Source organism: Streptomyces capparidis (assembly GCF_054782095.1).
Window position 1 is genome coordinate 77,233 of record NZ_BAAGTD010000027.1, and the last position, 26,075, is coordinate 103,307.

The following is a 26,075-nucleotide window of genomic DNA, read 5'->3' on the forward strand; positions in this document are numbered from 1 at the left end:
GCGGGGCTCGTGTTCACCGACTGGAGCCTCACTCCCAGCACGAGCGAGCAACTGGTCGCAGCCGCGCACACCACCCTGGCCCACGCCCGCAGCTTCCGCGAACTGGGTCAGCTCCTGGCCACGCTCGCGCTGCCGATCCCCGAAGAACTCACCGAAATCCTCACCGAAAAACTCACCGCGAGGGACCCTGCCATGCGCAAACTGACCGCCGAGCAGGCGATGGCGTTGACGATGCACAACAGCGGCACGCCCGCCGACGAGATCACCGCCGTCACCGGGGTGTCCGAGGACGACCTCACCGCCCTCCTTGCCGCCGCCCAGGACCCCACCGGCACCGACACCGACCCCGCCGACCCGGCTGCCGACCCGGCCCCGCAGCAGAGCGCCGACGACCTGGAGCGCCTGCTTGCCTGGGCCGACCGCCACTCCGCCGCCGCCATCCGCAACCGGGCGGCCCGCATCCGCGCCGACCTCGCCGAGCTGACCGAGCGCCGGGCCCTGGACGCCGCGCAGCGCGAGGCGGAGCAGCGCGTCGCCCAGGCCCGCGCCGAGCTGGAGGCCGCGCAGGCCCACCTGCGACGGGTGAAGGGAGGCCAGCCCGCCGCCGCTGCGGCGACCCCGGCCGCTGCGGCGACCCTGGCCGCGGTGGCGCAGCCGGCGGCGCTGCACCGGCGCAGCCGCGAGGACCTCGCCCGTATCCGCGCCTGGGCCCGCCGCAACGGCCACACCGTGTCCGACCGCGGCCAGATCCCCCGGCACATCCAGGCCGCCTACGACGCCGCCCACCCGGCCGCGCAGATGAGGGAGGCGGGCTGATGACCGCCGTTCCCGCCTCGGACCCGCACGAGATCGTCCTGGACGGCTACCTGGACGACCAGACCCTGCCCGGCGATGAGCACGGGACGATCGCCCGGTTCCAGTTGGTCGTCTCGCCCACCGAGGACCGCGTCGACGAGCTGGTGATCCCCTGCCGGGTGGTGGACTACGAGGTCGCGCACGCGGTGCTGCACGACCTGGTCGGCAGCGACCTGCTGCGGGTCACCGGCTACCTCCAGCTCCCCCGCACCCCCGGCGACGGGCTGCTGCTGCACGTCACCGCCATCGAGGTCCTCGAGCCCGGCGTCGACCTCGCGCACACCGCCGCCGACGACGACCTGGGCCCCGCCGAGCTGCCCGAGTGCGGGCTGATCGAGCGGTGCGCCGACTACCAGATGTGGCACGACCCCGACACCGGCCGCAGCAGCGTGTGGCACACCTCGGGCCAGTGGGTCGGCGACACCGACGACCCCCGCGCCCTGGGCGAGATGATCAACCGCCACGCGCACCACACCCCGCCGTCGCCGGGCTCGCCCCTGCGGAGGCTGGCCGGCCTGCGCCGCGTGCGGCGCTGGCGGCCGCGCCGCACCTGACCCCGCTCCCCACCCACTTCGGCGCTGCGGGCCGGGGGAAGCCGCGCGGCTTCCCCCGGCCCGCAGCGCCACCACGGAAGGAAGGAGGACGGCTTGGTCCGCGCCCTGACCATCCAGCCGCCCTGGTCGGCTGCCACCCGGACGACGGCGCGTGCACGCTCTGGTCGGCTCGCGGCCAGTTCCACTGGCAACTGGCCCGCGTCCACCGCCTGCCCGTCCCGGTCCCGGCCCGCGGCGCCCAGCGCCTGTGGATCCCCGCCCGCGAACTGCTGGCCCGGATCGCCGCCGCCGACCCGGGCCTGCGTACCCGGCTGCCCGGGTAGGCGGGGCATGCCGATCCGCCCGGAGAACCGCGGCCGCTACCCGCCCGACTGGCCCAAGATCAGCACCCGCATCCGGTTCGAGCGGGCAGGCGGGCGCCGCGAGTGCATCGGCCAGTGCGGCCTGCCGTGGTCCTCACCACCGCCCACCTCAACCACACACCCGAGGACGTGCGCGACAGCAACCTCCTCGCGGCCTGCCAACTGTGCCACCTGCGCATCGACTACGGGCACCACCGCGTCACCCGCTCCTTCACCCTCGCTGCCCGCGCGGCGGCCACCGGGCAGCTGGGGCTGTTCGCCGACGCGGACCTGGTCCGTGTCGAACTGCCCACCCCGCCCCCGCTATCCCGTCCGGCAACACGCAGCGCTGGCGGGCGATCCGCTCCCTTTCCTCGACCACGACGAACAGGAGGACCACCACTGATGGCCCGCATCCGCATCTGGATCGACCCCCTCCACGCCGACGGAACCGTGTGCACCCACCAGGTCAAGCCGTCCGGCGCCCCCCGCGATCCCGCCTCCGGCTGCACCGGCCGCCGCGCCTACCAGGTGCAGTGCAGTGAGCACGGGCCGGTCGGCGGCCCGCACGGCCTGCGTGTCCTGGCCGAGCCTGCGCAGGCCGAGCACCGTCGCGAGCATGCGGCTGCCCGGGTGCGCTGACGGCTGCCTGTCCCTCCCGGCCCGGCCGGGAGGGGCGGAGGGCCGGACAGCGCACTCGTGGCTCTGCGCTTCTGTCCCGGGACCACCGCCAGTCGTGCGCTCCTCCTCGGCTGTCTCCAGCACTGTCGCCCGCGCAGAACATCAGCGCCTGCGCAGGCCTTGCGAGGGGTCCGTGACCGTGCCGCGTTCCCCTGTGGAGGCCGTGACTGCTCCGCGCTGCACCGCCTCTGCGCGGGACGCCCAGCCCCGTGGATCGCTCCCTACACCGCGGGCGACCCCCACGCGCTGCCAAAGGCAACCGGCGCGCCGCTCACCTCCAGGCCGTGCATGCCCCAGGCGCGGCGCATCCGGCCGTGCGGGTCTCCCATCGACGGACCCGGACTGTCTCCAAGGCCGGCGGCAACTCGGTGTCGGGATGGATCCCGAGTGATGACTGGCTGGTCCAGACGGAGACTGCCTAGCCCTCCCGCGGGAGCCCACGCGCGCCGTTCCGCCTGGCGCCCTCCAGTTCCACACCGGTCAGCTTGGCGCCACGAAAGTCTGCGTTCGTCAGGTCCGCGTTGGTCAGGTTCGCGCGAGCCAGGTCTGCGCCACGAAGATCCGCGCCGACCAAAGAGGCGTCGCGAAGGTCCGCATGACTCATCTGGACGTTTCGCAGGTCCGCGCCGTCAAGGGATGCGTACTGCAGCTCAGCGCATTCCAGGTGCTCCAGCACCTCACCGGTTGTTGCGTCCATGCGAAACCCCGCGCAGCTCATGTCTGCTCCGCGAAGGTCCGCGTTGTCAAAGCGGCTGCTGTCTAGGCGTGCCCCCGTCAGTTGCGCACCGCGGAGGTCGACCTCGGTGAAATCGGCGCCTTCCAGGTTGGCGTGGTTCATCGACGCCTTGCGTAGATCAGCGCCGCTCAGCACAGCCGAGCGGAGGTCTGCTTCGGACAGGTCCACCTCGGGGAGCCTGATAGGTGCCTTGCCGGTGAGCTCGAGGCCACGCAGATCGGTCTTGCTCAAGTCGATGACTGTTCCCCTGTCGCGGTCGGGGCGACGTCTGGCCAGCGTGGCGATCGCGGCCCGGACATCAGCCCCTGGTTCGCGCGTCTCGGCGCTCTCGAGCGGTTCCTTCAGGCTCTTCGTGCTCGATCCGGCATGCCGCTGTGCGAAGGCGGCGAGTACGGTGACGACTGTCGGGTGGTCCCGGGCGGAGTCCTGCATGATGCGTTGCAGAGCGTAGACACCCCCCAGTCGGACATCCAGGGACTGCGATCCCAGATTGCCGATCGCGGCGTTGAACCGGCTGGTGATCTGTCCGTGTTCGGAGATCCGTAGTTCCTTGCTGGCCTGTCCGACCTGCATCCAGGTGAACAACAGCGCGCCCAAAGCGGCGAGCCCCGGCAGGCTGGCCGCAAGCACAGTGACCCACTGCATCCGGTCCTGGTTCCCGAACCTGGGCGCCGCCGATCGGCCGTGGCGTCGACGCCGGATGCCGCGACGGCGACGAGCGCTACGACGAAGCTCAGCGACGCTCAGTTTCCTAGCCACCTGCTCATCGCATCCCGCAGGCCGACCGTAAGCAACACGGACTACTCCACGCAGACCGATACCAAGTTCTACTGCCAAGCCGAAAGACGCCAAGGACGACGGGGCACGCACCTGCCCGCCCCGGTCCCGGCCCGCTGCGCCCAGCTCCTGTGGATGCCCGCACGCGAACTGCTGGCCCGGATCGCCGCCGACCCGAGCCTGCGCCCCCGGTTGACAAGGTAGGCAGCCATGCCGATCCGCCCGCCCGACCGGCCCGAGATCAGCACCCGCATCCGGTTCGAGCGTGCCGGCGGCCGCTGCGAGTGCACCGGCCAGTGCGGCCTGCACCACTCCGGCGGCCGCTGCGCGGCCGCCCACGGCCGGCTCCACCCGGACACCGGCGCCCGCGTCGTCCTGACCACCGCCCACCTCAACCACACACCTGAGGACGTGCGCGACCGCAACCTCCTCGCGGCCTGCCAACTGTGCCACCTGCGCATCGACTGCGGACACCACCGCGTCACCCGCGCGCCCACCTTCGCCGCCCGCGCGGGGCCCCCGGACAGCTCAGCCTCCTCAACCAGGCCGACCTCGCCCACGCCGCTCCGCCCACCCCGCCACGCCCGCCGCCCCGGCAGGCGCACCCACCCACCCAGACCCCACCGCTGTGGGACAACCCCTGAAAGGACCCGCCCTGATGGCCCGCATCCGCACCTGGATCGACCCCTGCCACGCCGACGGCACCGCGTGCACCCACAAGATCGGCCCGTCCGGCGCCCCCCGCGACCCCGCCTCCGGCTGCACCGGCCGCCGCGCCTACCAGGTGCAGTGCAGCCAACACAGGCCGTTGGCGACCCGCACGGCCTGCGCGTCCTGGCCGAATCCGCCCAGACCCAGCACCGCAGCGAGCACGCGGCTACCCGGGTGCACTGACGGCTGCCTGCCCCTCCCGGCCCGGCCGAGAGGGGCGGAGAGCCGGACAGCGCACCCGGACGCCGGACGGGTCCCGCACCGGGACCGCCAGCCGCCCGCCGCTTCGCCCCAGCTGCCCTTCCATCACCCCCGCCCGCGCTGAGCTCCGCGCTCGCGCGGGCCTTGCCATGCGAGGACCCATGACCGTGATCGCACTCCCCGCCGAGGCCGTGGCCGCTCCGCGCTGCACCGCGTGCGCCGGACGCCCCGCCCGCTGCATCGCCTCCTACAACGCGGGCGACCCCCGCGGCCTGACCCACGCCGACCGCCGCGCCGCCGAGGCCGGGCCCGGCGCGCACGTCCACGTCGTGCCCGACGCGGACGTGTTCGCCGTCGTCATCCCCCAGCAGTGACCCAAGAGACCCAACCTTCGACATCCCACTCACAGACAAGGACTTCGATCGTGAAGATCTTCGTCGGTCACGCCGACCTGGCCACGGCCGTCGGCTACGCCGCCCGCGCCCTGCCCCACCGCCCGCCCGTGCCGGTCCTCGCCGGCCTCAAGCTCACCGCCGCCGACGGCCAGCTCACCGTGGCCGCCTTCGACCACGAGGTCTCCGCCTACGCCACCGCGACCGCACGCATCGCCGCCCCCGGCAGCGTGCTGGTCTCCGGCCGCCTCCTCGCCGACATCACCCGCGCCCTGAAGGGCGAGGTGCACCTGGAGACAAAGGGCAACCACCTGCTCATCACCGCCGGCGTCGCCAGCTTCACCCTCCACACCCTGCCGCTTCAGGAGTACCCGACCCTGCCCGACCTCCCGGCCGCCGCCGGCACCGTCTCCGGCAAAGCCCTCGCCGCGGCCGTCGCCCAAGTCGCCATCGCCGCCAGCCGCGAACAGGCCCTGCCCGTCCTGACCGGCATCCACCTCGCCGCGACCGCCGACACCCTCACCCTGGCCGCCACCGACCGCTACCGCTTCGCCCTGCGCACCCTGCCCTGGGACTGCCTCACCGACATCCCCGACACCACCCACGCGGTCATCCCGGCCAAGGCACTGGCCGACACCACCAAGGACCTCGCCGACGACCATGTGGCCATCACCCTGCCCGGCAACAGCGGCCCCTTCGGCCTCCTCGGCGAGCACTGCCGCACCACCCTGCGCCCCCTCGACGGCAACCTGCCCAAGTACAAGGAACTGTTTCCGACCGAGTTCGCCACCCAGGCCACCGTCCCCACCGCCCCGCTGCTCCAGGCCGTCAAGCGCGTCGCCCTGGTCGCCGAGCGCTCCGCCCCCGTCCATCTGTCCCTCGCTCCCGGCGCCATCACCATCCGCGCCGGCGTCGCCGACCACGCCGAGGCCAGCGACCGCGTCGACGCCGACATCGACGGCGACCCGATGGACCTCGCCTTCAACCCCACCTACCTGACCGACGGCCTCCACGCGATCGACTCCGACACCACCCGCCTCAGCCTCACCACCCCCACCAAACCCGCCCTCCTCCGTGGCTCCAGCGACACCGACGACCAAGCGATGCGCTACCTGCTGATGCCGATCCGCCTCAGCGACTGAAGCGACCCGCCCCGACCGGCTCCGGGCAGGCTGCTGCCCGGCCGCCTGCCCGGCTGTCGCTCCTGAGCCGCAAGCGCCTGCTCCGCCGCTGTGGTTATGCGCCCGGCCTTCTCTTCTCACGCACCAGGCCGTCGTCGGTGTTTCGCATCATGCTCGCCACCCTGCACGGCCCGGTGTCCTGGACTCCGGGCCCGCAACCAGGACGTCGCCGTCCGGGTTGGCGGTTTGTCGGGCCCGACCAGATCAGGCACAGCAACGACCCGCAGGTCCGGCCTCATTGCCGGTCGCCCTGATCCACTACGACACCTCGTCGCGAACTGCGCCATCCCATCTGCTCAGAGCGGAAGCCGCTGCGGGACCGCTGAACCGCGGCCGGTGACCGCCGTTGGATCCTCTCAACCGGTGCTTCTTGCGGGCGCGGGGACGTCGGTTGGCACTGCGTCTGCCTGTGCCGATCGCTTCGTCGGCGACTGACCTCACGGCCTCGCACTCCCGAATCATCCGGGAGTGCGGGGCCTTTTGCGTTCCTGGAGCTCTTCCAGGTGCTCACCCGGCTGGCGTTCGGACCCGGCGTTGCGTCGAGTTCTCGGGCGCTGTCCGTGTCCTGGCAGGTGGTTGAGGGGTTATCACGGCGTGATAGCGCTCATCGGGCTTGCGGCCGGTGCCGTTGCAGGGGGAGCGGCTATCACGCCGTGATAGTCCGTGCAGCCGATGGTTCTACCTAGCTAACGTGTTGGATCTTGAGTCGGCGGGTGGCGTTAGTAAGGTGTCTCCATGGCTTCTACTGCTCCTACGGGCGACCGCGAGAAGGTCGTCTCCAAGCTGCCTGCGTGGCTACGACAAGACCTCAAGGTCCGGACCGCGCAGCTGGGCATCGAGATTCAGGCCGCTGTCGAGCAAGGCCTCGCCGACTGGTGCGGTCTCGCCTCGACCCCCGCGGCTGTCGACACCTCCGGGGCCGACTCGTTTTCCACCTGGCTGCCGCCGGGACAGTGGGCCACGTTCAAGGCCACGGCCGGCAACCGCAGCGTGTCGCTCACCCAGGGCCTCGCCCAAGCCGTGCAGTTGTGGCTGCAGAAGAACCCGGCGCCCTCCGTGAAGCGCCTGGAGACCCCGCGCCGCATCATCGTGTGCAACCAGAAGGGCGGCGTCGGCAAGACGGCCATCACCGCCGGGACCGGTGAAGCCATGGCCGAGGACCCGCACAAGCTCTACCCGGTGCGGATCTCCAAGCACTTCGCCGCCCTGCTCGAGCACGAAGGCGACCGGCACGCCGAGGACCCGCTGGAGATCGAGGACCTGCCGGGACTCGGCCTTCGTGTCCTGCTGGTCGACTTCGACCCCCAGTGCCACCTCACCAAGCAGCTCGGCTACAGTCCGCTGCCCATGGACGGCGACAGCCTCACCAAGCACATGGCCGGCGAGCCCGCCGGCGACCTGCGCGACCTGATCGTCCCCATCGAGGACGAGCGCTTCGGTGACCGCCTGCACCTCCTGCCCAGTTGCAACGACGCCTTCCTGCTCGACGTGAAACTCGCAGGAGTACGCGCCCGCGAAGCAGCCCTGGAGCGGGCCCTGGCCCCCGTCGAGCCGCTCTTCGACGTCATCCTCGTGGACTGCCCGCCCAGCCTCGGCCTGAGCATGGACGCCGCCGTCTACTACGGCCGACGCCGCAACAACGAGCCCGCCGGCTCCTCCGGCGCCCTGACGGTCGTCCAGGCCGAAGACAGCTCCGCCGACGCCTACGACCTGCTGACCTCCCAGATCGAGGACCTCCGCACAGACCTCAACCTTGAGATCGACTACCTCGGCATCGTCGTCAACCACTACGACGCCCGCCGCGGCTACATCGCCACCTCCTCCCTCCAAGCCTGGATGGACATAAAGGACCCCCGCGTCGTCGGCGTGATCGGCGACCTGAAGGAGCAGAAGGAAGCAGTCCGCCTCAAGCGGCCCCTGCTCGCCTACGCCCCCAAGTCCGACCAGGCCGTCGGCATGCGCGCCCTCGCGCGGGAGATCTCATGAGCAACAAGGCCGCACAACTCGGCGCCGGCTCCTTCGGCCAGGCGCGACCTGTCAGTGCCCGCCGGGCTGCGATCGGCGCCGCGACCGGCGTCCGCACCGAAGGCGTCCCCGACCCCACCGAACTGCCCGTCGCGATCATCAGCCAGAACCCCGACAACCCCCGCGACCACCTCCGCGACCTCCAGGACATCACCCAGAGCATCGAAGAGCTCGGGGTCATCAACGCCATCACCGTCGCCCGCGTCGACGCCTACCTGCGCGAGCGGCCCGACCGGGCCGGCGACCTCGACCCGGGCGCCAAGTACGTCGTCGTCGACGGCCACCGCCGCCTCGAAGGATCACGCCGGGCCGGGAAGACCACCATCAAGGTGATGGTCGACGACGCCCGCGTGGCCACCGACGAAGCCCTCCTCGAGGCTGCATTCGTCGCGAACTTCCACCGCGACGACATGACCGACCTCGAGCAGGCCCATGCCCTCGAAGCGCTGGTCAAGCTCTACGGCAGCCAGACCAAGGCCGCCCGCCGCCTGGGCATCTCCCAAGCCACCATCTCCTCGAAGCTGTCCCTGCTCAAACTCTCCCCCGAACTGCAAGCCGACCTCGCCAGCGGCAAGCGGCAGGTCGAGCACGTACGCAACCTCGGCAAGCTGAGCCCCGAAGAACAACGCGCGGCAGCCGACGCCCGCGCCGCCGAGGCCAAACGGCGATCCCAGCAGAACCGCCCGGACAGCCAGAAGACGCCTCCCGAACCTGCTCCCGAGCACGAACCGACGGCGAGCGCCGCTTATCACGGCGTGATAAGCGGCGACGCTGAAGCCCCAGCCTCACCGGCCACCCGCCCAGAGCCACAGCGGGCCCGGGCCGTACCTCAGCAGGCAGCCTGGGGCACGTCACGATCAACGGACGGCCATGCCGGTGTCCCGTGGCACGACGTGCCCGCGATTGCGCATCTCATCCGGGAGAATCTGTCACCAACGCAGAGGGAGCAGCTGATCGACCTGCTCTTGGACGAGACACGAAGCCCCGCCTGACCTGGCCCTTGGCCGAGCGACTACTGCAGCACCCACAGGGCTGGCGCTTGGACCAGCCCTGTACGGCATACCGCCCTGGACCTTGTCCACCGGCACATCGCAGATGTCCCCGCTGAGGGCTGACCAACAGCCGCAGGAACCTGGGCCTGCCTTGCGAGCCCTTCAGGGCAGAGACACCTTCTACGCGGGGGTGTTGACGCGCACCCCGGCCGACGTTTGAAGCCCTCCAGGGCTGATGACGACCGCGGACGGGCTGCGGCAGGCGATCCAGGCGCTGAAGTTGCGAGCCCTCCAGGGCTGATGACGACGTCCCGAACCCGAAGCCGAGCGCCGCGCGCCCGAAGCGTTGCGAGCCCTCCTGGGCTGATGACGACGAGGGCGGCGGCGCGCGGGTGGACGCCTGTTCGGTGTTGCGAGCCCTCCTGGGCTGATGACAACCGGATCCGCGGCTCGACTTGACGGTGTGCGTCGGGTGGTTGCGAGCCCTCCTGGGCTGATGACGACTGGAGCAAGGGCGGCAAGGACACCACCGAGGTCACGTTGCGAGAACTCCTGGGCTGATGACGACCCGCAGGATCGCGGCCTCCGCGGCGGCCACGGTCGGGTTGCGAGCCCTCCTGGGCTGATGACGACTGGTGCGGGCGCAGCGGGACGCACGCGCCGCCCAGGCGTTGCGAGCCCTCCTGGGCTGATGACGACGACGGAGGCCGGGCACGGGGGTGGGGCAGTGGCAGCGTTGCGAGCCCTCCAGGGCTGATGGCGACGCGAGAGCGCCCACCTTGGGAGCGGGAGGCCGTAGGTTGTTGCGAGCCCTCCAGGGCTGATGACGACCCCCACCCCCTGACCCTCGCGGGTCTCCAGTGAGACGTTGCGAGCCCTCCCGGGCTGATGACGGCGCCGCGCGCAGGCCGGCGGCGGTGGACCGTGCAAGTTGCGGGCCCTCCCGGGCTGATGACGGCAGGCCGCCTACGCAGGGGCGGGCTGCTTCCAGCAGAGTTGCAAGCCCTCCCGGGCTGATGACGGCCGACCACCCGCGACCGGTTCCTCGACTGCCCATCATGTTGCCAGTTCTCCCGGGCTAATGACGGCTCGTCGGCGCCCCCGACCCGCTGCTGAGCGTGCGAATGTTGCGAGCCCTCCCGGGCTGATAACGGCACACGGCCGGGCGGGACATGCGTCACCGGCTGCGGTTGCGAGCCCTCCCGGGCTGATGACGGCCGAGAACCGTGGCCTCGGAGACGCGGTTCTCCAGGTGTTGCGAGCCCTCCAGGGCTGATGACGACCCTATGGGACCTGCGTGACGGCATAAGGGGTGGGTAGTTGCGAGCCCTCCAGGGCTGATGACGACGGGCGGCACACGTGAGAGCTACGTACGGCCTGGACGCGTTGCGAGCCCTCCAAGGCTAATGACGACGAACGCTACTGCGCTCTCAATGGAGCGGGTTGCGTTGTTGCGAGTCCTCCAGGGCTGATAACGACGCGAAACGCCCAGCAGAACTACGCCTTCTGAGGCATGTTGCGAGCCCTCCAAGGGCGGATAACGACCGATGGCAAGCCGCAGGCCAGTGGCTGTTTGTCCGGCTGGGGGGAATGGGCGTTTTTGTAGCACTCTGGCGGTAGTGCATCACCGCTGGTCAGAGGCATGCTGTCGGCAGACTGCCGCAGGGTGCTGGCTTGTGCCCGGGTTGTTGAGGATCCGTTGTCGGTGGTGCTCGGTAGCGTTCAAGCCTAAGGTCCTCTGCCTTCGTCGGCGCTGGTCAACGGGTGCCGGGTGCGTGTGGCGCTGTATAGCACAGCCAGTGGGACGAATCATGGAATTTCTCGCAAATCATGTCTTAACGCTGGGCCGTGTGTAGCGTGCGGTGCTGTCTCCGGGTGGTTGTCGATGTCCCTGGGTGACGTGTGCTTGCCGTTAAGGGGAGTGGTGGGGTCTGTGCGGGTGAGGGTGGATGTGGCGGCGGGTGTGTCGGCTTTGTCGTGGGAGGACGTGCACGGGCCGGCGCGGGGTGTGGTGTACGAGCTCATCGGGAGTCAGCAGCCGCAGTTGGCGGAGCGGCTTCACGATGAGGGGTGGGCGGGGTCGCCGTTGAAGCCGGTGGGGGTGACGAGTCCGTTGTTCCGGGGGGCTCCGCGCCGGGCGGGTTTGTACACGACGTCTGATGACGGGGCGGTGTGGTTCGGGTCGCCGGTGCCCGAGATCGCTGGTGCGTTGGTGGGGGCGTTGGCGGGCCGTTCGCAGCTTCGGTGGGGGCGGGCGGTTTTGGAGGTGCGGGGGTTCTGCATCGATGCGGATGGGCCCGCGGCGGCGGGGGACGAGGTGGAGTTGTCCACGCTCACGCCAGTGTTGCTGAAGCACGAGAGCCGGTACCTGCTGCCGGAGGACGAGCTGTACGTGGACCGGTTGCTGGCGAACCTGGCGCACAAGGCTGATGTGCTGGGGCTCGCGGCGCCGGAGGATGTGCAGGTGGTGGAGGCGGGGCCGCGTCGGCGGTTCCTGGTGCAGGGGGCGCCGCGGATCGGGGCGACGGTGCGGGTGCGGATGCGGGCCGAGGCGGATTTCGTGGCGGCGATCCGCTCCTGGGGGTTGGGGCTGTGCACGGTGCAGGGCTTCGGGTGGGTGCGGTGACCACGGCGGCTGCCGATCCATTGAGGCTGACGAGTCACCCGCTGCAGCGCTGCGGCGCCTGGTCGGTCGCCGTCCTTGCGGGGCGCACGTCGCCGCGAGAGGTGTCCGCGGCGGACGTGGACGGAGTGGTCGCGCTCCTGGTGGAGGACGTGTGCGCGGCGGCGTCGGCCGACAAGGAGCGGGACAAGGCAGCGTACGACTGGTGGAAGGTGCTGCTGTCGCTCTACCCGAATTCGAAGGCGACGCACAGTAAAAGGCCCAAGGACCCGGCGGTTCTGGAACCGGCGATCGCGGAGTTGTTCCGTCCCGACGACGTCGGTGGTGGCCGGGTGTGGCCGTGTGTGTTCTGCGGAGCCTCGGCCGGTGTGGCGTGGACGAAGATGCTGCTGCCGATGTTCGATTCGGACAAGGCGGTGAACACCCTGCCGCCGGGGGTGTCGGGCTGGCCGGTGTGCCGCGGTTGCCGGGTGGCGATGTGGGCGCTGCCGTACGGGGCGTGGGTGACCGCCGGGTCGGCGACGGTGCTGACGTGCGAGGAGCCGGCCGCAGAACGGGCATTCGTGGCGCGGAACGTGCGGCGGGCGCGGCAGGTCATGCAGGTCGGGTTCGACGGGTTGCCGGCCACGGCGCGCCCGGAGCGCGTGGTGGCGGAGGCGTTGCGGCGGCTGGGGCCGGATCTGCCGTCGGCTGCGGTGTTGTGGTCGTTCCGCAACGACAACCAGGAGCCGTGGCTGCGGGTGACGCACACCCGCCGCGGTACCGCCCGGTTGCTGTCCGTGGTGGACGGGCAGGGGCCGCTGCGCGCGGGCTGGCACCTGCTGGTGAAGGCCCTGACCATGCGGGACAAGGCCGGTCACATCATTCGGGACGGCCGCCATGAGGTGCCTCGGTTGCTGTTCGAGGCCGAGGACGGCCGCAGCAGGTCGCTGTTGTCGCAGGTCTTTCAGTCGCTGGCCGACCAGGACCGGTCGTGGTCGCCGTATGGGCGGCAGGTGCTGGCGCGGCTGGGTGTCACGTATGCCAAGGAGATGTTCGGTATGGAGCCGAAGCTGGACGCGGTCGCGGCGCTGCTGGCCGACTGGATCGCGCACGGCAGTTCCAGCTCACGAGGAAAGTTCGCGCAGTACCGGGCGGTGGCGCTCAAGCCATTCCAGCTCGGGCAGTTGCTGATGCAGGCGCAGGCACGGCTGCTGCTGGACGGGCGCGCCGCGCCCGCCGGCCCGAAGGAGTGTGAGCCGGTGCTCACGCGGCGCTCCCGGGGTTGGGAGACGCGGATGCTGCTGTTCTTCGCCGTCACCGAGCTCCTCGCGCAGCGCGGCGTCGCGCTGGGCGAGAAGGCCGACGGCGAGCACGAGGAGCGGATCGAGCAGCTGGTGGAGCAGCCGATCCTGGCACCGGACGAGATCGAGGACGAGGGCGGAGAGGACGCGGCCTGATGACATTTCTGGCGGGGAAGATGGTGCTGTCGATCGAGGCGGGGGCGCCGAACAACGCCAAGGGCGAGGAGACGACCGCCCGGGTGAAGACGGCGCGGGTGCGTGGTCGGACCTACCCGTACATCTCGGCGCAGGCGGGCCGTCGCTGGATCCGCGAGGGCATGATCGAGTTGGGTGCGCTGCCGTCGCCGGTGGAGCGGGTGGGTAAGGCGCAGGGCAAGGCGCAGAAGGCGAACACGGCCGCGGATCCGGTGCGGTATGCGGACGACGACTTGTTCGGGTACATGCGCACGGGGGCGAAGAAGGACGACGCGGCGACCGCGTTGCGGGACAGCCCGTTCATGGTGGGGACGTTCATGTCGGTGGAGCCGGCCAGGCCGACGCATGACTGGGGGGTGATGGCGCGCGGGGTCAGTGAGCCGGTGCTGCACGGGCACGAGTTCTACACCGCGGACCTGGCGTCCCCGTTCCTGCTGGACTTGCCGAGGATCGGCACGTTCACCCTGCCGTCGGCGAACGGCTCGGGTCGGCCGAACTACCTGTCACAGGAGGGGGCGTTGGCGGTGGCCCAGGCGATGTCGCTCGGGGCCGCGAGTGTGCAGTTCCGCGGGCAGGGTGCGGTGCGGTTGCCGATCGAGGAGCGCCGCAGCCGGGCGGCGCTGCTGCTGGAGGCGTTGGCGCATCTCAGCGGTGGCGCGAAGAAGGCCTTGCACTACGGCGACCGGGTGCCCACCTTGCTGATGCTGGTGCCGTTCAAGGGCGGGGTGAACCCGCTGGCGTACTGCATCGCCGGGGACGAGGACGGCGGCGGTCTGCGGGTGCGTGGGGAGGTGTTGCGGGCGGAGTTGGCCGCCTGGGAGGGCGAGTGGGAAGCTCCGGTGCGCGTCGGCTGGCGGCCCGGGTTCCGCGAAGAACAGCGCAAGGCGTTCGAGGAGGCCTTGCGGGGGGAGATCGCGGACGGCCGGGTGGTGATCGACCATCCCCGCACGATCCTGCGGTCCTTGGCCGGACAGATCCGGGCCGGGGAGATGGACGCCTGGTTCGACGACCCGCAGCGGTGAGCGCGCCCGTGCCCGACAGTGCTGAGCCGCTGACCGTGTGGCGGCTGGACTTTCATGCGCCGGTGGCGTCCTTCCGCGACCCGCTGTTCCCCGGCGTCACCCGTGGCCTTCCCGTGCCGCCGCCGTCGACGGTGCGCGGCATGCTCGCCGCCGCCACCGGCCGTCAGGCCGAGAACATGCCGCTGGGCATGGCTGCTTGGTCGCAGGGAGCGGGGGTGGACACCGAGACCTACCATCCGATCGCGGCCGATGGCGGCAACCCGGCCGCGGCCGGCCGGGTCCGTGCGGGCAAGGGCGGCACCACCATCCGTGACCGCCCGTTCCTGACCGGCGTCCACCTGACCGTGTGGCTGCCACACCCGGACGGCGAACGCATCGCACGCGCCCTGCGTCGCCCGGTACATGCCCTGCGGCTGGGCCGCTCCCAGGACTTGGTCCACCCTCTCGAGGCCCGCCGTGTCACGCTGCGGCCGCGCGACCGGGCGAGTGTCGGGTATGCGCTCGCCCCCTCGGACGGTCACCAAGCCCCGGCCGCGATGGTGCTCCGCCTGGCCGCCAGCGTCTCCACCGACCGCCTGCACACGGTGTGGCAGGACTACCTGTGGTGCGACGTCGCCGAAGGCGAGCAGCCCGTACGCGGCGCCTACGCCGACGACGAAGGGCAGGCGGTATGGCTGCTTCCCGCGTGACTTCGGCGAACGGACACCCATCCCGTCGGTCTCTGGCCGACACCCGGGCCAAGTCCAAGCCCAAGCAGGACCCGGAGCGGCTCACCGCCCATTCCCGCACCGTCCACGACACCGTCGGCCAGATCCGCGACCGCATCGGTTCCCCAGGTGTCCTGGCCCAGGTGCCCGGCTTTTGGGATTGGATCCCTCGTGCCGGGCTGCTGCACGACGCCGGCAAAGTCGCGGAAGGCTTCCAGCGTTCGGTTACCGCGGGTGAGCCCTGGGGGGAGCGTCACGAGGTGCTGTCCTTGGCCTACGTCGATCTGCTCGCTGAGGCCTGCCGCTGGAGCGGCCGGGACCGACTGATGGTCGCCACACTGGTGGCCACCCACCACCGCGCTCTCTTCCCGGGCGGCGGGCAGGGCAAGCGGACCCTGACCGAGCAGTACAACGAGCACACGGTGTGGGAGGAGGCGTTCACCAAGCGGCCCCACCTGGGCGGCTTACAGATTCAAGTCACCCCGGAGCTGCACCGCGAGTTGCTGGCGTGGTTCTGCGGAGCCCTCGCCGCCGACCTGCCCCCGGTCGGGGGACCCAAGCTCGCGCACCGGGCCCGGGCGCTGTTCGTGGAACTCACCCAAGCCTGGCGTGAGCCCGTTGACCCCGAGCAGGGGCTGGTGGCGGTGCTTGCGCAAGGGGCACTCACCCTGGCCGACCACACCGGCTCGGCCCACGTCCGCCTCCAGACCCACCTGCCCCTGCCGCTGGACTACCTCACCCGCCTGGCGCGCCCCTACCTGCACCAGCGGCAGGCGGCCGATACCAACGACCATCTGATCCTGATCGCGCCCACGGGCAGCGGGAAGACCGAAGGCGGCCTGGCCTGGGCAGGCCGCCAGGTCACCTCCATGCCCGGGCAGCCCCGCCTGGTGTGGGTGCTGCCCTACCGCGCCTCCATCAACGCCACCGCCCGCTGGTTCGCGGAGAAACTGGATCCTCCTGCCGGAGCCGAGGAGGCGGACATCGGCATCCTGCACAGCACGGTCGCCCAGACCCTGCTCACCCAGGCAGCCGACGACGACTGCCCCACCGACGACACCAGCGGCACTGCTCCCGCCGTCGGAGGCACCCCGGCTCCCCGTTCCGCACCGGCCGCCGCCACCCCGAGCGGCCCCAAGCCGGCCACCGGCTCCGAGCCGACGGCGGCGATGGCCCGCCAAGCCCGCGCCCGGGAGAACGCGATGCGCTTGTTCACCCAACGCGTGCGCGTGTCCACCCCGCACCAACTGCTGCGCGCTGCCATCGCCGGCCCCACCCACTCCTCGGTCCTGCTGGAACAGGCCAACTCCCTGTTCGTGCTGGACGAGCTGCACGCCTACGACCCGGTCACCTTCGGCCGCCTGTGCGCCGCCATGAACCTGTGGGAACGCCTCGGCAGCCGCGTCGCCGTCCTGTCCGCCACCCTCGCACCCCCCATGACCAACCTCATCCGCGACAGCCTGACCCGGCCGGTCACCCTCCACCGCGCACCCGCCGGAACCAGCCCCGACCGGCACCGCCTCGTCCTGGACGACACTCCCCTCACCGACCCCGCCAGCCGCCAGGTGCTCGAGGAGTGGATCCTGGCCGGGTACAGCGTCCTGGCCGTGACCAACACCGTCGCCATCGCCCAGCACCTGTTCGACACCCTCGCGCCCATCGCCCGGGAACGCCACCCGGGCGAGGAGGACGCGGCCCTGCTGCTGCACTCACGCTTCCGGCACCGCGACCGCGCCGGCATCGAAAGGCGCCTGCATGCACGCCACCACGAACGCACCGGACACGAGCCGGCGCACCGCGGAGGGCTCGTCGTGGCGACCCAGGCGGTGGAGGTGTCCTTGCGCCTGGACTTCGACCGCAGCGCCGTGGAAGCCGCTCCCATCGAGCCCGTCGCGCAGCGCGCCGGACGCGTCAACCGCCGCGGTCTGCACCCCGAAGGCCCCGTCGCCTTCCGCGTGCACCGCGGCGAGTCCCCCGCCCCCTACCCCGCGCCCGCGGTCGACGCCGCCTGGCAGGCGTTGACCGCCCTCACCACCGCGGGCACCGACACCCTGTCCGAACAGGACATCGACCACCTGCTGCACCTGGCCTACGACACCGACTGGGGCCGCTCCTGGGCGCAGCAGGCCCGCAAGGCCCGGGACGACTTCGCCACCGCGTTCCTCACCTTCGACGAGCCCTTCCGCGACCGCAGCGAGTTCGCCAAGCGACTCGATGAGGCGTTCGACGGCGCAGAAGTGCTCCACACCGACGACATCGAGGAGTTCCACAGGCTGGCCAAGGGCCCGGACGGAAACCCGCTGCGGGCCGCCGGGCTGCTCATCCCCGTCCGCTACGGCCAACTCCGCCAACTGCACGCCGGCTTCGACAAGAGCCTGAACGTGCACACCACCAGCGCCGACTACGACCCCGCCACCGGCCTGCACATCCCCACCAGCGCCACAACGCCGCCGCCCGCCGTGCAGGAGACCGTCCTGTGACCGCACACCGGCCCCACCCCGCCGACGACTCCGCCTCCCTGGGCGGCGTGCACATCAAGTACCTGCACCACTGCCCCCGCCAACTGTGGCTGTACACCCGCGGATACCGCCCCGAGCACGCCAGCGACCTGGTCGCCTTCGGCGAGGTCGTCGACGCCACCACCTACACCCGCCGCCGCGACATCGACCTCGGCGAAGCCAGGATCGACTGGGTCACCACCGGCGCCATCGTCCACGAAACCAAGTCCTCACGCGCACCGGCGCCCGCCCACGCCGCCCAGGTGCGCCACTACTGCCTGCTGCTGGAACGCCGCGGCATCACCGTGCGCAGCGGCGTCGTCCACTACCCGCTCATCCGCCGCACCACCGACGTCCCCTGGGACGCCCAGGCCCGCGCCGAAGCCGAAGCCGCCGAAGCCCGCGCCCAAGGCGTCATCGACGCCGTCACCCCACCCGCGCGCCTGCCGCGCCGCGACTGCCGGGGCTGCTCCTACACCGACTACTGCTGGGGGGACTGATGGCCGCCATCGGCCGCACCTACTGGCTCACCGAACCGTGCCGCATCCGCCGCGAGGACAACAGCATCCGCATCGAACGCGCCGACACCACCCCGGTGCGCATCCCCATCACCGACATCCGCGACCTGGTCGCCTTCGACCACCTGGACATCAACACCTCGGCGATCTCCCTGCTGTCCCGCAACGGCGTCACCGTCCACGTCCTGGACCACTACGGCAACTACGCCGGCAGCGTCACCCCGGCCGAGTCCATGTCCTCCGCCACCGTCCTGCGCCGCCAAGTCCACCTCACCTCCCACCCCGACACCCGCCTGCCCACCGCCCGCGCCCTCGTCCACGCCGCCGCCGACAACATCCGCTGGTCCCTGGACACCCACCTGCTCGACCCCGCCCTGGACACCCTGCGCACGGCCCTGCCCGACTGCCACACCAGCGAAGAGATCATGGGCCAAGAAGGCAACTTCCGCCGCACCGCCTGGGAAATCCTCGACACCCTCCTACCCCCCTGGCTCCGCCTGAACGGACGTACCCGCCGCCCACCCACCAACGCCGGCAACGCCTTCATCAGCTACGCCAACGCCATCGTCTACGCCCGCGTCCTGACCACCTTGCGCACCACCCCGCTCCACCCGGCCGTCGGCTTCCTCCACTCCGACACCGACCGCCGCCGCAACACCCTCGCCCTCGACCTCGCCGAACCCTTCAAACCCCTGTTCGCCGAACGCCTCCTGCGCCGCGCCGCCGCCCAGAAGTCCCTCAAGCCCAGCGACTTCGAAACCGACATCGGCCGCGCCTCCCTCAGCAAGGACGGCCGCAAGAAGGTCTCCACCCTCATCAGGGACGAACTGGCCACCACCGTCCACCACCGCTCCCTGAAACGGAAGGTCAGCTACGAGGAGATCCTCCACCTCGAAGCCCTGAAGCTGGTCCGCCTGTGCCTGGAGGACCGCCCTTACAAGCCTTTCCGCCCTTGGTGGTGACGCGGGTGTTCACCGTCCTCGTCTACGACACCGCCGTCGAACGCAATCCCCGTGTGCTGAAGACCTGCCGCAGATACCTCCACTGGGTCCAGCGCAGCGTCTTCCAAGGTGAACTCACCACCGCCCAGTACCGCGCTCTCATCGCCGAACTCGGCACCGTGATCAACCCTGACCACGACAGCATCATGACCTACACCGCCCGGGCCCCCGACCTCATCACCACCCATACCCTCGGCCGGCAGCTCGGCGGTCCCGGCGACGTGCTGTAGAACAGCAACCAGCACCAAGCCGCAGACTCGCCCCTCGCCCCTCGCGCCACAAGCCTCTGACCAGCACAGATGCACTACTGCCGGATCGCTGCAAAGTCCCACGCCACCGACAGTGAGACGCACGCTATGACCTGGGACTTTACCCTCGGGTCGTGATCAGCCCTGGAGGGCTCGCAACAATTTCAGCGGCGTGGGGCTCCTCACCTGCACCTGTCGTGATCAGCCCTGGAGGGCTCGCAACGCTTCGGGGGCGGGGCGCTCGGCTTCGCGGGCAAGTCGTGATCAGCCCTGGAGGGCTCGCAACCCTCGCGGACGGCGCCCACGGTGCCGCCCGGGATGGTCGTGATCAGCCCTGGAGGGCTCGCAACATCGTCATGATGGGGACTCCTGTCGCTGAAAGAGGGGTCGTGATCAGCCCTGGAGGGCTCGCAACACCTGATCCACCTGGTGATGTTCATCGTCATGGTGGGTCGTGATCAGCCCTGGAGGGCTCGCAACGCGTTCGGGGCCCGCCCGGCGGCACGGGAGTACCTGGTCGTGATCAGCCCTGGAGGGCTCGCAACAGCATCTCGGTGGCGTCGATGACGTGATCGTCGGTCGTCGTGATCAGCCCTGGAGGGCTCGCAACACCTGCTCGTCCAGGGACGGCGCGTCCGTCTCGGGTCGTGATCAGCCCTGGAGGGCTCGCAACGCGGCGCGGTCGGTGTCGCCGGTGTTGACGGCGTTCGTCGTGATCAGCCCTGGAGGGCTCGCAACGTGTCGAAGGCGGCCAGCTCCATCGCCTGGGGGCGGGTCGTGATCAGCCCTGGAGGGCTCGCAACGCATCTGGAAGTTGGAGTTCCAGCGGCGCGGGGCCCGTCGTGATCAGCCCTGGAGGGCTCGCAACCGAGCCGCCGGGGGTCGCGCATCCGCTCCCCCTCCCGTCGTGATCAGCCCTGGAGGGCTCGCAACCCGCTTGTACGGCCACGCCTCCGGCCCGGCTCGTACGTCGTGATCAGCCCTGGAGGGCTCGCAACCTGGCCGGGCGGCCCGCCACGCCCGGGAACGCGCCGGTCGTGATCAGCCCTGGAGGGCTCGCAACGCTGGTGGGACCCCATCACCGCCCTCACCGGAGTACGTCGTGATCAGCCCTGGAGGGCTCGCAACCGGTAGTACCAAGGCCCGCGTCCGGATTTGGTCCTGTCGTGATCAGCCCTGGAGGGCTCGCAACGACCTGGCGGTCGGGGGCGGGATACTGCGAGTTGGGTCGTGATCAGCCCTGGAGGGCTCGCAACGCATCCTCACTGAGCGTGGTGAACGGCCCCTCGTGTCGTGATCAGCCCTGGAGGGCTCGCAACCGGAGGGCGCGGCGCGGCGCACCATCCGCTCCGGGTCGTGATCAGCCCTGGAGGGCTCGCAACCCCACGCCATCAACGCCGGGCAGACCGCGGTCTTCCGTCGTGATCAGCCCTGGAGGGCTCGCAACTACTCGCGCCACAGCGCCACGTCGGCCGCGATCTCCGGTCGTGATCAGCCCTGGAGGGCTCGCAACCCGGACCACGCGGGCCGCCGCCGCTCGAAGAGGCCGGTCGTGATCAGCCCTGGAGGGCTCGCAACGCGGCGAACCGAGCCTGGGCGTGCAGGCGCTCGCTCAGGTCGTGATCAGCCTGGAGGGCTCGCAACAGCCAGTCTTGGGCCATGGCCCGCATCCGGTCCGCGTGTCGTGATCAGCCCTGGAGGGCTCGCAACCCCCATAGGGCTGCCAGGTGGGCCCCGCCCGGACCGGGTCGTGATCAGCCCTGGAGGGCTCGCAACAGGAGATGGGCCCCGCGCCCGCCCGTGGTGGCCTGGTCGTGATCAGCCCTGGAGGGCTCGCAACGGCCGCACGACAACACCCCCTGCGAGGACGTCACCAGTCGTGATCAGCCCTGGAGGGCTCGCAACGCGGGATCAACGTCACCAACGGCAGCGGCAACACGTCGTGATCAGCCCTGGAGGGCTCGCAACTCCATCTCGAAGCAGATCTGAAGCGCCTGCTCGAGGTCGTGATCAGCCCTGGAGGGCTCGCAAGACGTACTCCGCCGCGTAGCGCGCCGTCTCGTCCACCGTCGTGATCAGCCCTGGAGGGCTCGCAACGCGAGCCGGTCACGCACAAGGACGACTCGCCAGACTCGTCGTAATCAGCCCTGGAGGGCTCGCAACGACTGGGGGTGTGCAGATTTACCGTGGTGACATTGTCGTGATCAGCCCTGGAGGGCTCGCAACATCCTGGTGCGCTCCACGGCGCGGGCCACGTCCCGGGGTCGTGATCAGCCCTGGAGGGCTGGAGGGCTCGCAGCTTGGCCCGCTTGCGGAGATGGTCACGCTGTTGTGTCCGTTCACGGTGAGGTGGTCGGTGGCCGCCATTGCGGCCATGTCGGCTGTTCGAAGGATGGGTGGGCTGGGGCAGGCGTCTTGGCTAGGTGGCGGTGACGGTGACGGGCACGTTGGGGCAGTCCGCGGCGAGGGTGGCGAGTGTTTCGTGTTCGGCGGGGTCGACGGTCAGCTGCCAGCGGTGCTTGATGGCGGTCCAGTCGGTGATGTAGTGGCAGATCACCGCCTGCTCCGGTGGTAGCCAGGTGGTGGGGTCCTGGTCGGCTTTGGACCTGTTGGACCGGGCGGTGACCGCCACCAGCGCCCGCGCGTCGCCGAGGTCGTTGGCGTAGGCCTCGCGGCGGGCGGCGGACCAGCCACTGGCGCCGCTGTCCCAGGCCTCGGCGAGGGGAACCAGGTGGTCGATGTCCAGGCCGCGGGCGTCGGTGACCTCGGTGTCGTCGTACCAGGAGAACCAGGCGCCCCCGCTGAGGGTGCAGCGGCCAGTGACGTGTGGCGGGTCGACGGCTTCCTCGAGGAGGACTTCGGCGCGGGTGGTGCAGCCGTCGCGGTCGGCGTCGACCCAGTGCCGGAAGGAGGAGCGCTGGTACCCGGCCCGGTTCTCCTCGGCGACGGGCAACTCGTCGATGGCGGCGCGCAGGGGCAGGGAGATCTGCTCGGCGCGGGCCGGCGCTGCGGGCAGGGCGGTGAGGCAGGCTGCGGCCAAGGTGGCCGCCACTGCGGCGCGGCGTGTGGTCTTCATCCCTGATGCATGGGCCGTCGCGCCTTTCGGTATGCGCGCGGGCACCACCGGTCACTCGCTCGGGTGGCGTGCGGGTCCGTCGTGGGGGAGCGCGGCGCGGCCGGGCGCCGCGGAGCGCGGCCTGGGTGCCAGGAGAGCGGCTTCGTGCGGGTGCGGTGGTGGTGCAGGTGGTTGAGGATCGCGGTGTGGATGCGGTGTTGCAGCCTCCGGTGGAGCCGATGCTCGCCCGGCCCGTGGCGGCCCTGCCGGGCCCGGGTGTGTTGCCGGGTGGGGTGGTGTTCGAGCCGAAGTGGGACGGGTTCCGGGTGGTCGTGTTCGCTCGCCGGGACCGGGTGCTGGTGCAGTCTCGGCGCGGGGCCGACTTCACCGCAGCGTTCCCCGAGATCGCCGCCGCGGCCGTCGACCTGGCGGAGCTCGGCGAGGACGCCGTTGTGGACGGCGAGGCCGTCATCTACGGTGCGAGCGGCCGGCTGGAGTTCTCCGCGCTCCAGCGCCGCCTGACTGCTGGCCCCGCCGCCGCCCGGTTGGCCCGCACCGAGCCCGCCCACCTAGTCGTCTTCGACCTCCTCGCGCCAAGGCACCGTGCTGCTGCGCTCCCCCTACCGGCGGCGCCGCGCCGCCCTGGAGGAGCTGTTCGCCTCCTGCGGCCTGACGGCGCCGTGGGCGCTGTCTCCTGCCGATGCCGACCCGGCCCGGGCGCGGGAGTGGATCGAGCAGTGGGCGGCGGTGGGCGTCGAGGGCGTGTTGTGGCCAAGGGCGCCCGCCCGGACCTACCAGCCTGGCCGCCGCGGTTGGCTGAAGATCCGCTCCCGGCACACTGCCGAAACCCTCATCGGCGCCGTCACCGGCCACCGCGCACACGCCGACACCCTGCTGCTGGGCCGCTATGACACCGACGGCCTGCTGCGCCTGATCGCCCGCACCACCCCGCTCACCGATACGGCCGCCGACGACGTCGCCCGCGTGCTCGTCCCGGCCGGGCCCTCTCATCCCTGGCGGGGGATGCGGATCACCGCGCGGTGGGGCAGCCGTGAGCCGCTGGCGTTCACCTGCGTGGAGCCCGCCGCGGTGGTGGAGTTCTCCGGTGACACAGCCGTCGACGCCGGGCGCTGGCGGCACCCGGTACGTGCGCTGCGGCTGCGTCCGGACCTCGCCTCGGCCGATGTGCCGACGGCTGGAGCTGGCTACACCCCACTGGGTGAACACACACGCCCTCGGCGTTGAGCGCGGCGTACTCGACCACGTAGGGGAGGACCGGCCGGCTGTGTCCCTGCCGCCGTCATGTCGGTGTGGTTCAGGGCACTCGCGTCTCCACCCGGGCCGGGCCTTCGAGGGTGTGCCTGAAGGGAGGTGGTGATCTCGGCGTGGTGGAGAGGTCCTTGGGCCGGGCAGGTTGTCCGCAGGTGGATGCGGGGTGATTATTCGAACACAGGCGGAATTATGCACTCCGGTCGAGCCTTGCTTGAGTGCAGGCGGTGGGTCGCCCAGCAGCACGTTTGCGGTCGCTGCGGGAGCAGCTGCGAGACTCGACGCATTTAGCACACAAGTAACTGTGCAGTAGTGCGGGGCCGATATTCGCTCGAAAGGATGACGCCCACACTTGTGCTTTGTGGTTGGGGCAGCGAGAGGGGGCGCGGCTCCTGCGGTTGTATGCGCGTAACCCCGGCTTGTTCGTGTCGTGTAAAGGGGCGCGGATAGTGGAGCGGCGTACCACCGGAGGCGCCTTGATCCGACCGGTGCTTCGATGGGCAATCGGTTCCGCCCGCGCGCGCCCTCCAGCTCGTGACCGTGTCTACTCCAGGTCTCGTTGCCTTGCTGCGCTCATGGATGACCTGTTCAGCGGGCATGTGGGGCGCGGGCTGAGGGCTTGCCGCTGCTTGCGCGACGGTGCTGCTGCTCCTTGCAGATGCACGTGAAAATGCACGGCAAAATGCACGGAGGCAGCTTGTTATTCGGGCAGGGCCCAGGATTCTGGACAGGGATGATCAGCACGAAAGGCAGCCGCTGCGGCAGGGGATCGCTATTTCGGGAACTTGCCTGGTCAAACCCACGACATATCGACGATCTCGTTGGCGTCGCGCGTGAGCGGTCCGGTACGGTCCGGAGAGAAGGAGGACCCTGGCGGGTCTGCCAAACCGAAGCCAGGGCCCATCCCGTGATGTCTCCGACCAAGAAAGGGCTAGGCCCGTGCTTGACCAGTCGGCGGGGCGACCGCAGAAGCCGCCCACTGCCTTCGACCGTAGCATCCCGCCAACAGTCGCTGTTGAAACGTGGCGGGGCATTGACTTTCACCTCAGCTTCCGCCTCAGCACGTTCGTCGCGCTCCTCGTGCTCCCGCTGGTGCTCATTACGCAGCCCCCACCAGGTCCCGCGCTCCTCGCTCCGGTGATGTGCCTTGCCGTCATCGGTGGCCGCTTCTGGTGCCACGACCGGCGCGTTCGCGTCGCCTGACACACGCCGGACACGGGGCCCGGCGACTCAACACCGGGCCCCGTATCCCCCGGCCACTCGCCCAGCCCGGGCGCCAACACTCATCAACCCCCGACACGAGCGCGGAGCGAAGTCCGCCGTGTTGGGCAGCCCCTCCCACCTACGTTCCCTCGAAAGTGGGAGGGCAGCAGCAGAGGAACACCCATGGGGAAGCGCGAGCGCACCGCGAAGTGCGCCTACTGTAAGACGACGTTCGATCTGCCCATGCTGGGCCGCCCGCCGCAGTGCTGCAGTGACAAGTGCCGGCGGGCCAAGCGGTCCAAGCGCGCCGCCAAGCCGGTGCCGGAGGTGCGCGACGACGACCTGCGCCGCTCACTGCGCAAGATCAGGCAGCACGGCGCCGCGCTGGAGCAAGCCCTGGCGAACGCCGCGGCCGACCCCCGCTCAGTGCTCCAGTACGCCGCCGCTCTCGAGAAGGAAGCACTCATTCTGAGCGCGCTGGCGACCGCCAGGACGCGCGATCGGAGCAACCAGGCGACCTGGACCTACATCGGCACGCTGTACGGCCTCAGTCGCACGACCGCCTCGGCCCGCTTCAGGAGGGACCTGTCCAACCTCTCGGGCGACCACGCACCCGACGGTTCGGGGCACACCCCGCCAGGGCCCCCGGCTCCCAGACCTCCGCAGCCGTCCAACGACCCACCCAGGCCTGCCGCCCCGAAGAACGATTTCGCCGCACACCCCCTGGGCTTGTACCTGCCGCAACCGTCCACCGGGCCCATCACCTACCGACACTGCTACTTCCCAGACCCACTGGAGTACTGGCCCGACACCAGTACCTCCCAGGCCCACCCGCCCAAGGACGGGCCTTGGCGCTACTTCCAGTACTTCCACGCTCCCGGCATCCGCCTCACGCCCCCCGGCAGCGCCGGACCGCGCGGGGGAGAGCCGCCCGGACTCCCCCACCTGTAGGCCAGCCACCCACCGGGGACACCACCGTCACGGCCGAACTCCCGGAGAAGACGCCC

19 protein-coding genes, 1 pseudogene and 2 CRISPR repeat arrays are annotated in these 26,075 nt (G+C 70.8%); of the genes and pseudogenes, 18 read left to right on the forward strand and 2 right to left on the reverse strand.

Annotated features, from left to right (window positions below):
- Positions 1-9: 9 nt before the first annotated feature.
- The 3 genes from ACYVO2_RS22010 (at position 10) to ACYVO2_RS22020 (ending at position 2,392) form a co-directional block, all read left to right on the forward strand.
- Positions 10-816: an Lsr2 family DNA-binding protein gene (locus ACYVO2_RS22010; RefSeq protein ID WP_461009644.1), complete on the forward strand. Its 807-nt coding sequence runs from the start codon at positions 10-12 to the stop codon at positions 814-816.
- A complete protein-coding gene (locus ACYVO2_RS22015) occupies positions 816-1,409 on the forward strand; it encodes a hypothetical protein (protein ID WP_461009645.1) in 594 nt (197 codons plus the stop codon). The genes ACYVO2_RS22010 and ACYVO2_RS22015 overlap by 1 nt, the downstream gene beginning before the upstream one ends.
- A gap of 437 nt (positions 1,410-1,846) precedes the next feature.
- Positions 1,847-2,392 (forward strand): hypothetical protein, encoded by a 546-nt coding sequence (locus tag ACYVO2_RS22020; protein ID WP_461009646.1) that lies wholly within the window; start codon positions 1,847-1,849, stop codon positions 2,390-2,392.
- Positions 2,393-2,849: 457 nt separating this feature from the next.
- Here ACYVO2_RS22020 and ACYVO2_RS22025 read toward each other — a convergent pair whose 3' ends face one another.
- Positions 2,850-4,418, reverse strand: a complete 1,569-nt coding sequence (locus ACYVO2_RS22025; protein ID WP_461009647.1) for a pentapeptide repeat-containing protein — start codon at positions 4,416-4,418, stop codon at positions 2,850-2,852.
- Positions 4,419-5,017: 599 nt separating this feature from the next.
- Here ACYVO2_RS22025 and ACYVO2_RS22030 point away from each other — a divergent pair.
- The 12 genes from ACYVO2_RS22030 (at position 5,018) to cas2 (ending at position 19,523) form a co-directional block, all read left to right on the forward strand.
- Positions 5,018-5,230, forward strand: a complete 213-nt coding sequence (locus tag ACYVO2_RS22030; protein WP_461009648.1) for a hypothetical protein — start codon at positions 5,018-5,020, stop codon at positions 5,228-5,230.
- A 50-nt stretch (positions 5,231-5,280) separates the two neighbouring features.
- Positions 5,281-6,390, forward strand: a complete 1,110-nt coding sequence (gene dnaN / locus ACYVO2_RS22035) for a DNA polymerase III subunit beta (RefSeq protein ID WP_461009649.1) — start codon at positions 5,281-5,283, stop codon at positions 6,388-6,390.
- A gap of 774 nt (positions 6,391-7,164) precedes the next feature.
- Positions 7,165-8,415, forward strand: a complete 1,251-nt coding sequence (locus ACYVO2_RS22040; protein WP_461009650.1) for an AAA family ATPase — start codon at positions 7,165-7,167, stop codon at positions 8,413-8,415.
- Positions 8,412-9,446 carry a ParB/RepB/Spo0J family partition protein gene (locus ACYVO2_RS22045; RefSeq protein ID WP_461009651.1) on the forward strand — a complete coding sequence of 345 codons (1,035 nt, stop codon included), beginning with the start codon at positions 8,412-8,414 and terminating at the stop codon, positions 9,444-9,446. The genes ACYVO2_RS22040 and ACYVO2_RS22045 overlap by 4 nt, the downstream gene beginning before the upstream one ends.
- A 1,885-nt stretch (positions 9,447-11,331) precedes the next feature.
- Entirely contained in the window at positions 11,332-12,072 is a 741-nt protein-coding gene (locus ACYVO2_RS22050; protein WP_461009652.1) for a CRISPR-associated endoribonuclease Cas6, read from the forward strand.
- Positions 12,069-13,508: a hypothetical protein gene (locus ACYVO2_RS22055; RefSeq protein ID WP_461009653.1), complete on the forward strand. Its 1,440-nt coding sequence runs from the start codon at positions 12,069-12,071 to the stop codon at positions 13,506-13,508. The genes ACYVO2_RS22050 and ACYVO2_RS22055 overlap by 4 nt, the downstream gene beginning before the upstream one ends.
- Entirely contained in the window at positions 13,508-14,569 is a 1,062-nt protein-coding gene (cas7i, locus tag ACYVO2_RS22060; protein WP_461009654.1) for a type I-B CRISPR-associated protein Cas7/Cst2/DevR, read from the forward strand. The genes ACYVO2_RS22055 and cas7i overlap by 1 nt, the downstream gene beginning before the upstream one ends.
- A gap of 8 nt (positions 14,570-14,577) precedes the next feature.
- The gene (gene cas5 / locus ACYVO2_RS22065) at positions 14,578-15,258 is read left to right on the forward strand and encodes a CRISPR-associated protein Cas5 (protein WP_461009655.1); all 681 of its coding nucleotides are present in this window, start codon (positions 14,578-14,580) and stop codon (positions 15,256-15,258) included.
- Positions 15,255-17,756, forward strand: coding sequence for a CRISPR-associated helicase Cas3' (gene cas3, locus ACYVO2_RS22070; protein ID WP_461009656.1), 2,502 nt, complete (start codon positions 15,255-15,257; stop codon positions 17,754-17,756). Before cas5 ends, cas3 begins: the two co-directional genes overlap by 4 nt.
- Entirely contained in the window at positions 17,753-18,274 is a 522-nt protein-coding gene (locus tag ACYVO2_RS22075; RefSeq protein WP_461009657.1) for a CRISPR-associated protein Cas4, read from the forward strand. The genes cas3 and ACYVO2_RS22075 overlap by 4 nt, the downstream gene beginning before the upstream one ends.
- Positions 18,274-19,254 carry a type I-B CRISPR-associated endonuclease Cas1b gene (gene cas1b, locus ACYVO2_RS22080; protein WP_461009658.1) on the forward strand — a complete coding sequence of 327 codons (981 nt, stop codon included), beginning with the start codon at positions 18,274-18,276 and terminating at the stop codon, positions 19,252-19,254. Before ACYVO2_RS22075 ends, cas1b begins: the two co-directional genes overlap by 1 nt.
- Positions 19,248-19,523: a CRISPR-associated endonuclease Cas2 gene (gene cas2, locus ACYVO2_RS22085; RefSeq protein ID WP_461009681.1), complete on the forward strand. Its 276-nt coding sequence runs from the start codon at positions 19,248-19,250 to the stop codon at positions 19,521-19,523. The genes cas1b and cas2 overlap by 7 nt, the downstream gene beginning before the upstream one ends.
- 149 nt (positions 19,524-19,672) lie before the next feature.
- Positions 19,673-21,120: direct repeats of the CRISPR family, unit length 29 nt; unit sequence GTCGTGATCAGCCCTGGAGGGCTCGCAAC.
- Between the two features lie 102 nt (positions 21,121-21,222).
- Positions 21,223-21,833: a CRISPR direct-repeat array (repeat unit 29 nt; unit sequence GTCGTGATCAGCCCTGGAGGGCTCGCAAC).
- A 127-nt stretch (positions 21,834-21,960) separates the two neighbouring features.
- Here cas2 and ACYVO2_RS22090 read toward each other — a convergent pair.
- On the reverse strand, positions 21,961-22,617 hold the full coding sequence (locus ACYVO2_RS22090) for an HNH endonuclease family protein (RefSeq protein WP_461009659.1): 657 nt from the start codon (positions 22,615-22,617) through the stop codon (positions 21,961-21,963).
- A 218-nt stretch (positions 22,618-22,835) separates the two neighbouring features.
- Here ACYVO2_RS22090 and ACYVO2_RS22095 point away from each other — a divergent pair.
- The 3 genes and pseudogenes from ACYVO2_RS22095 to ACYVO2_RS22105 all read left to right on the forward strand — a co-directional run.
- Positions 22,836-23,129 (forward strand): annotated as a pseudogene (locus ACYVO2_RS22095) (ATP-dependent DNA ligase); the annotation flags it as partial.
- Between the two features lie 70 nt (positions 23,130-23,199).
- Complete coding sequence (locus ACYVO2_RS22100; RefSeq protein WP_461009660.1) at positions 23,200-23,841, forward strand: ATP-dependent DNA ligase; 642 nt, start codon at positions 23,200-23,202, stop codon at positions 23,839-23,841.
- 1,410 nt (positions 23,842-25,251) lie between these two features.
- Complete coding sequence (locus tag ACYVO2_RS22105; protein WP_461009661.1) at positions 25,252-26,019, forward strand: hypothetical protein; 768 nt, start codon at positions 25,252-25,254, stop codon at positions 26,017-26,019.
- Positions 26,020-26,075 lie beyond the last annotated feature (56 nt).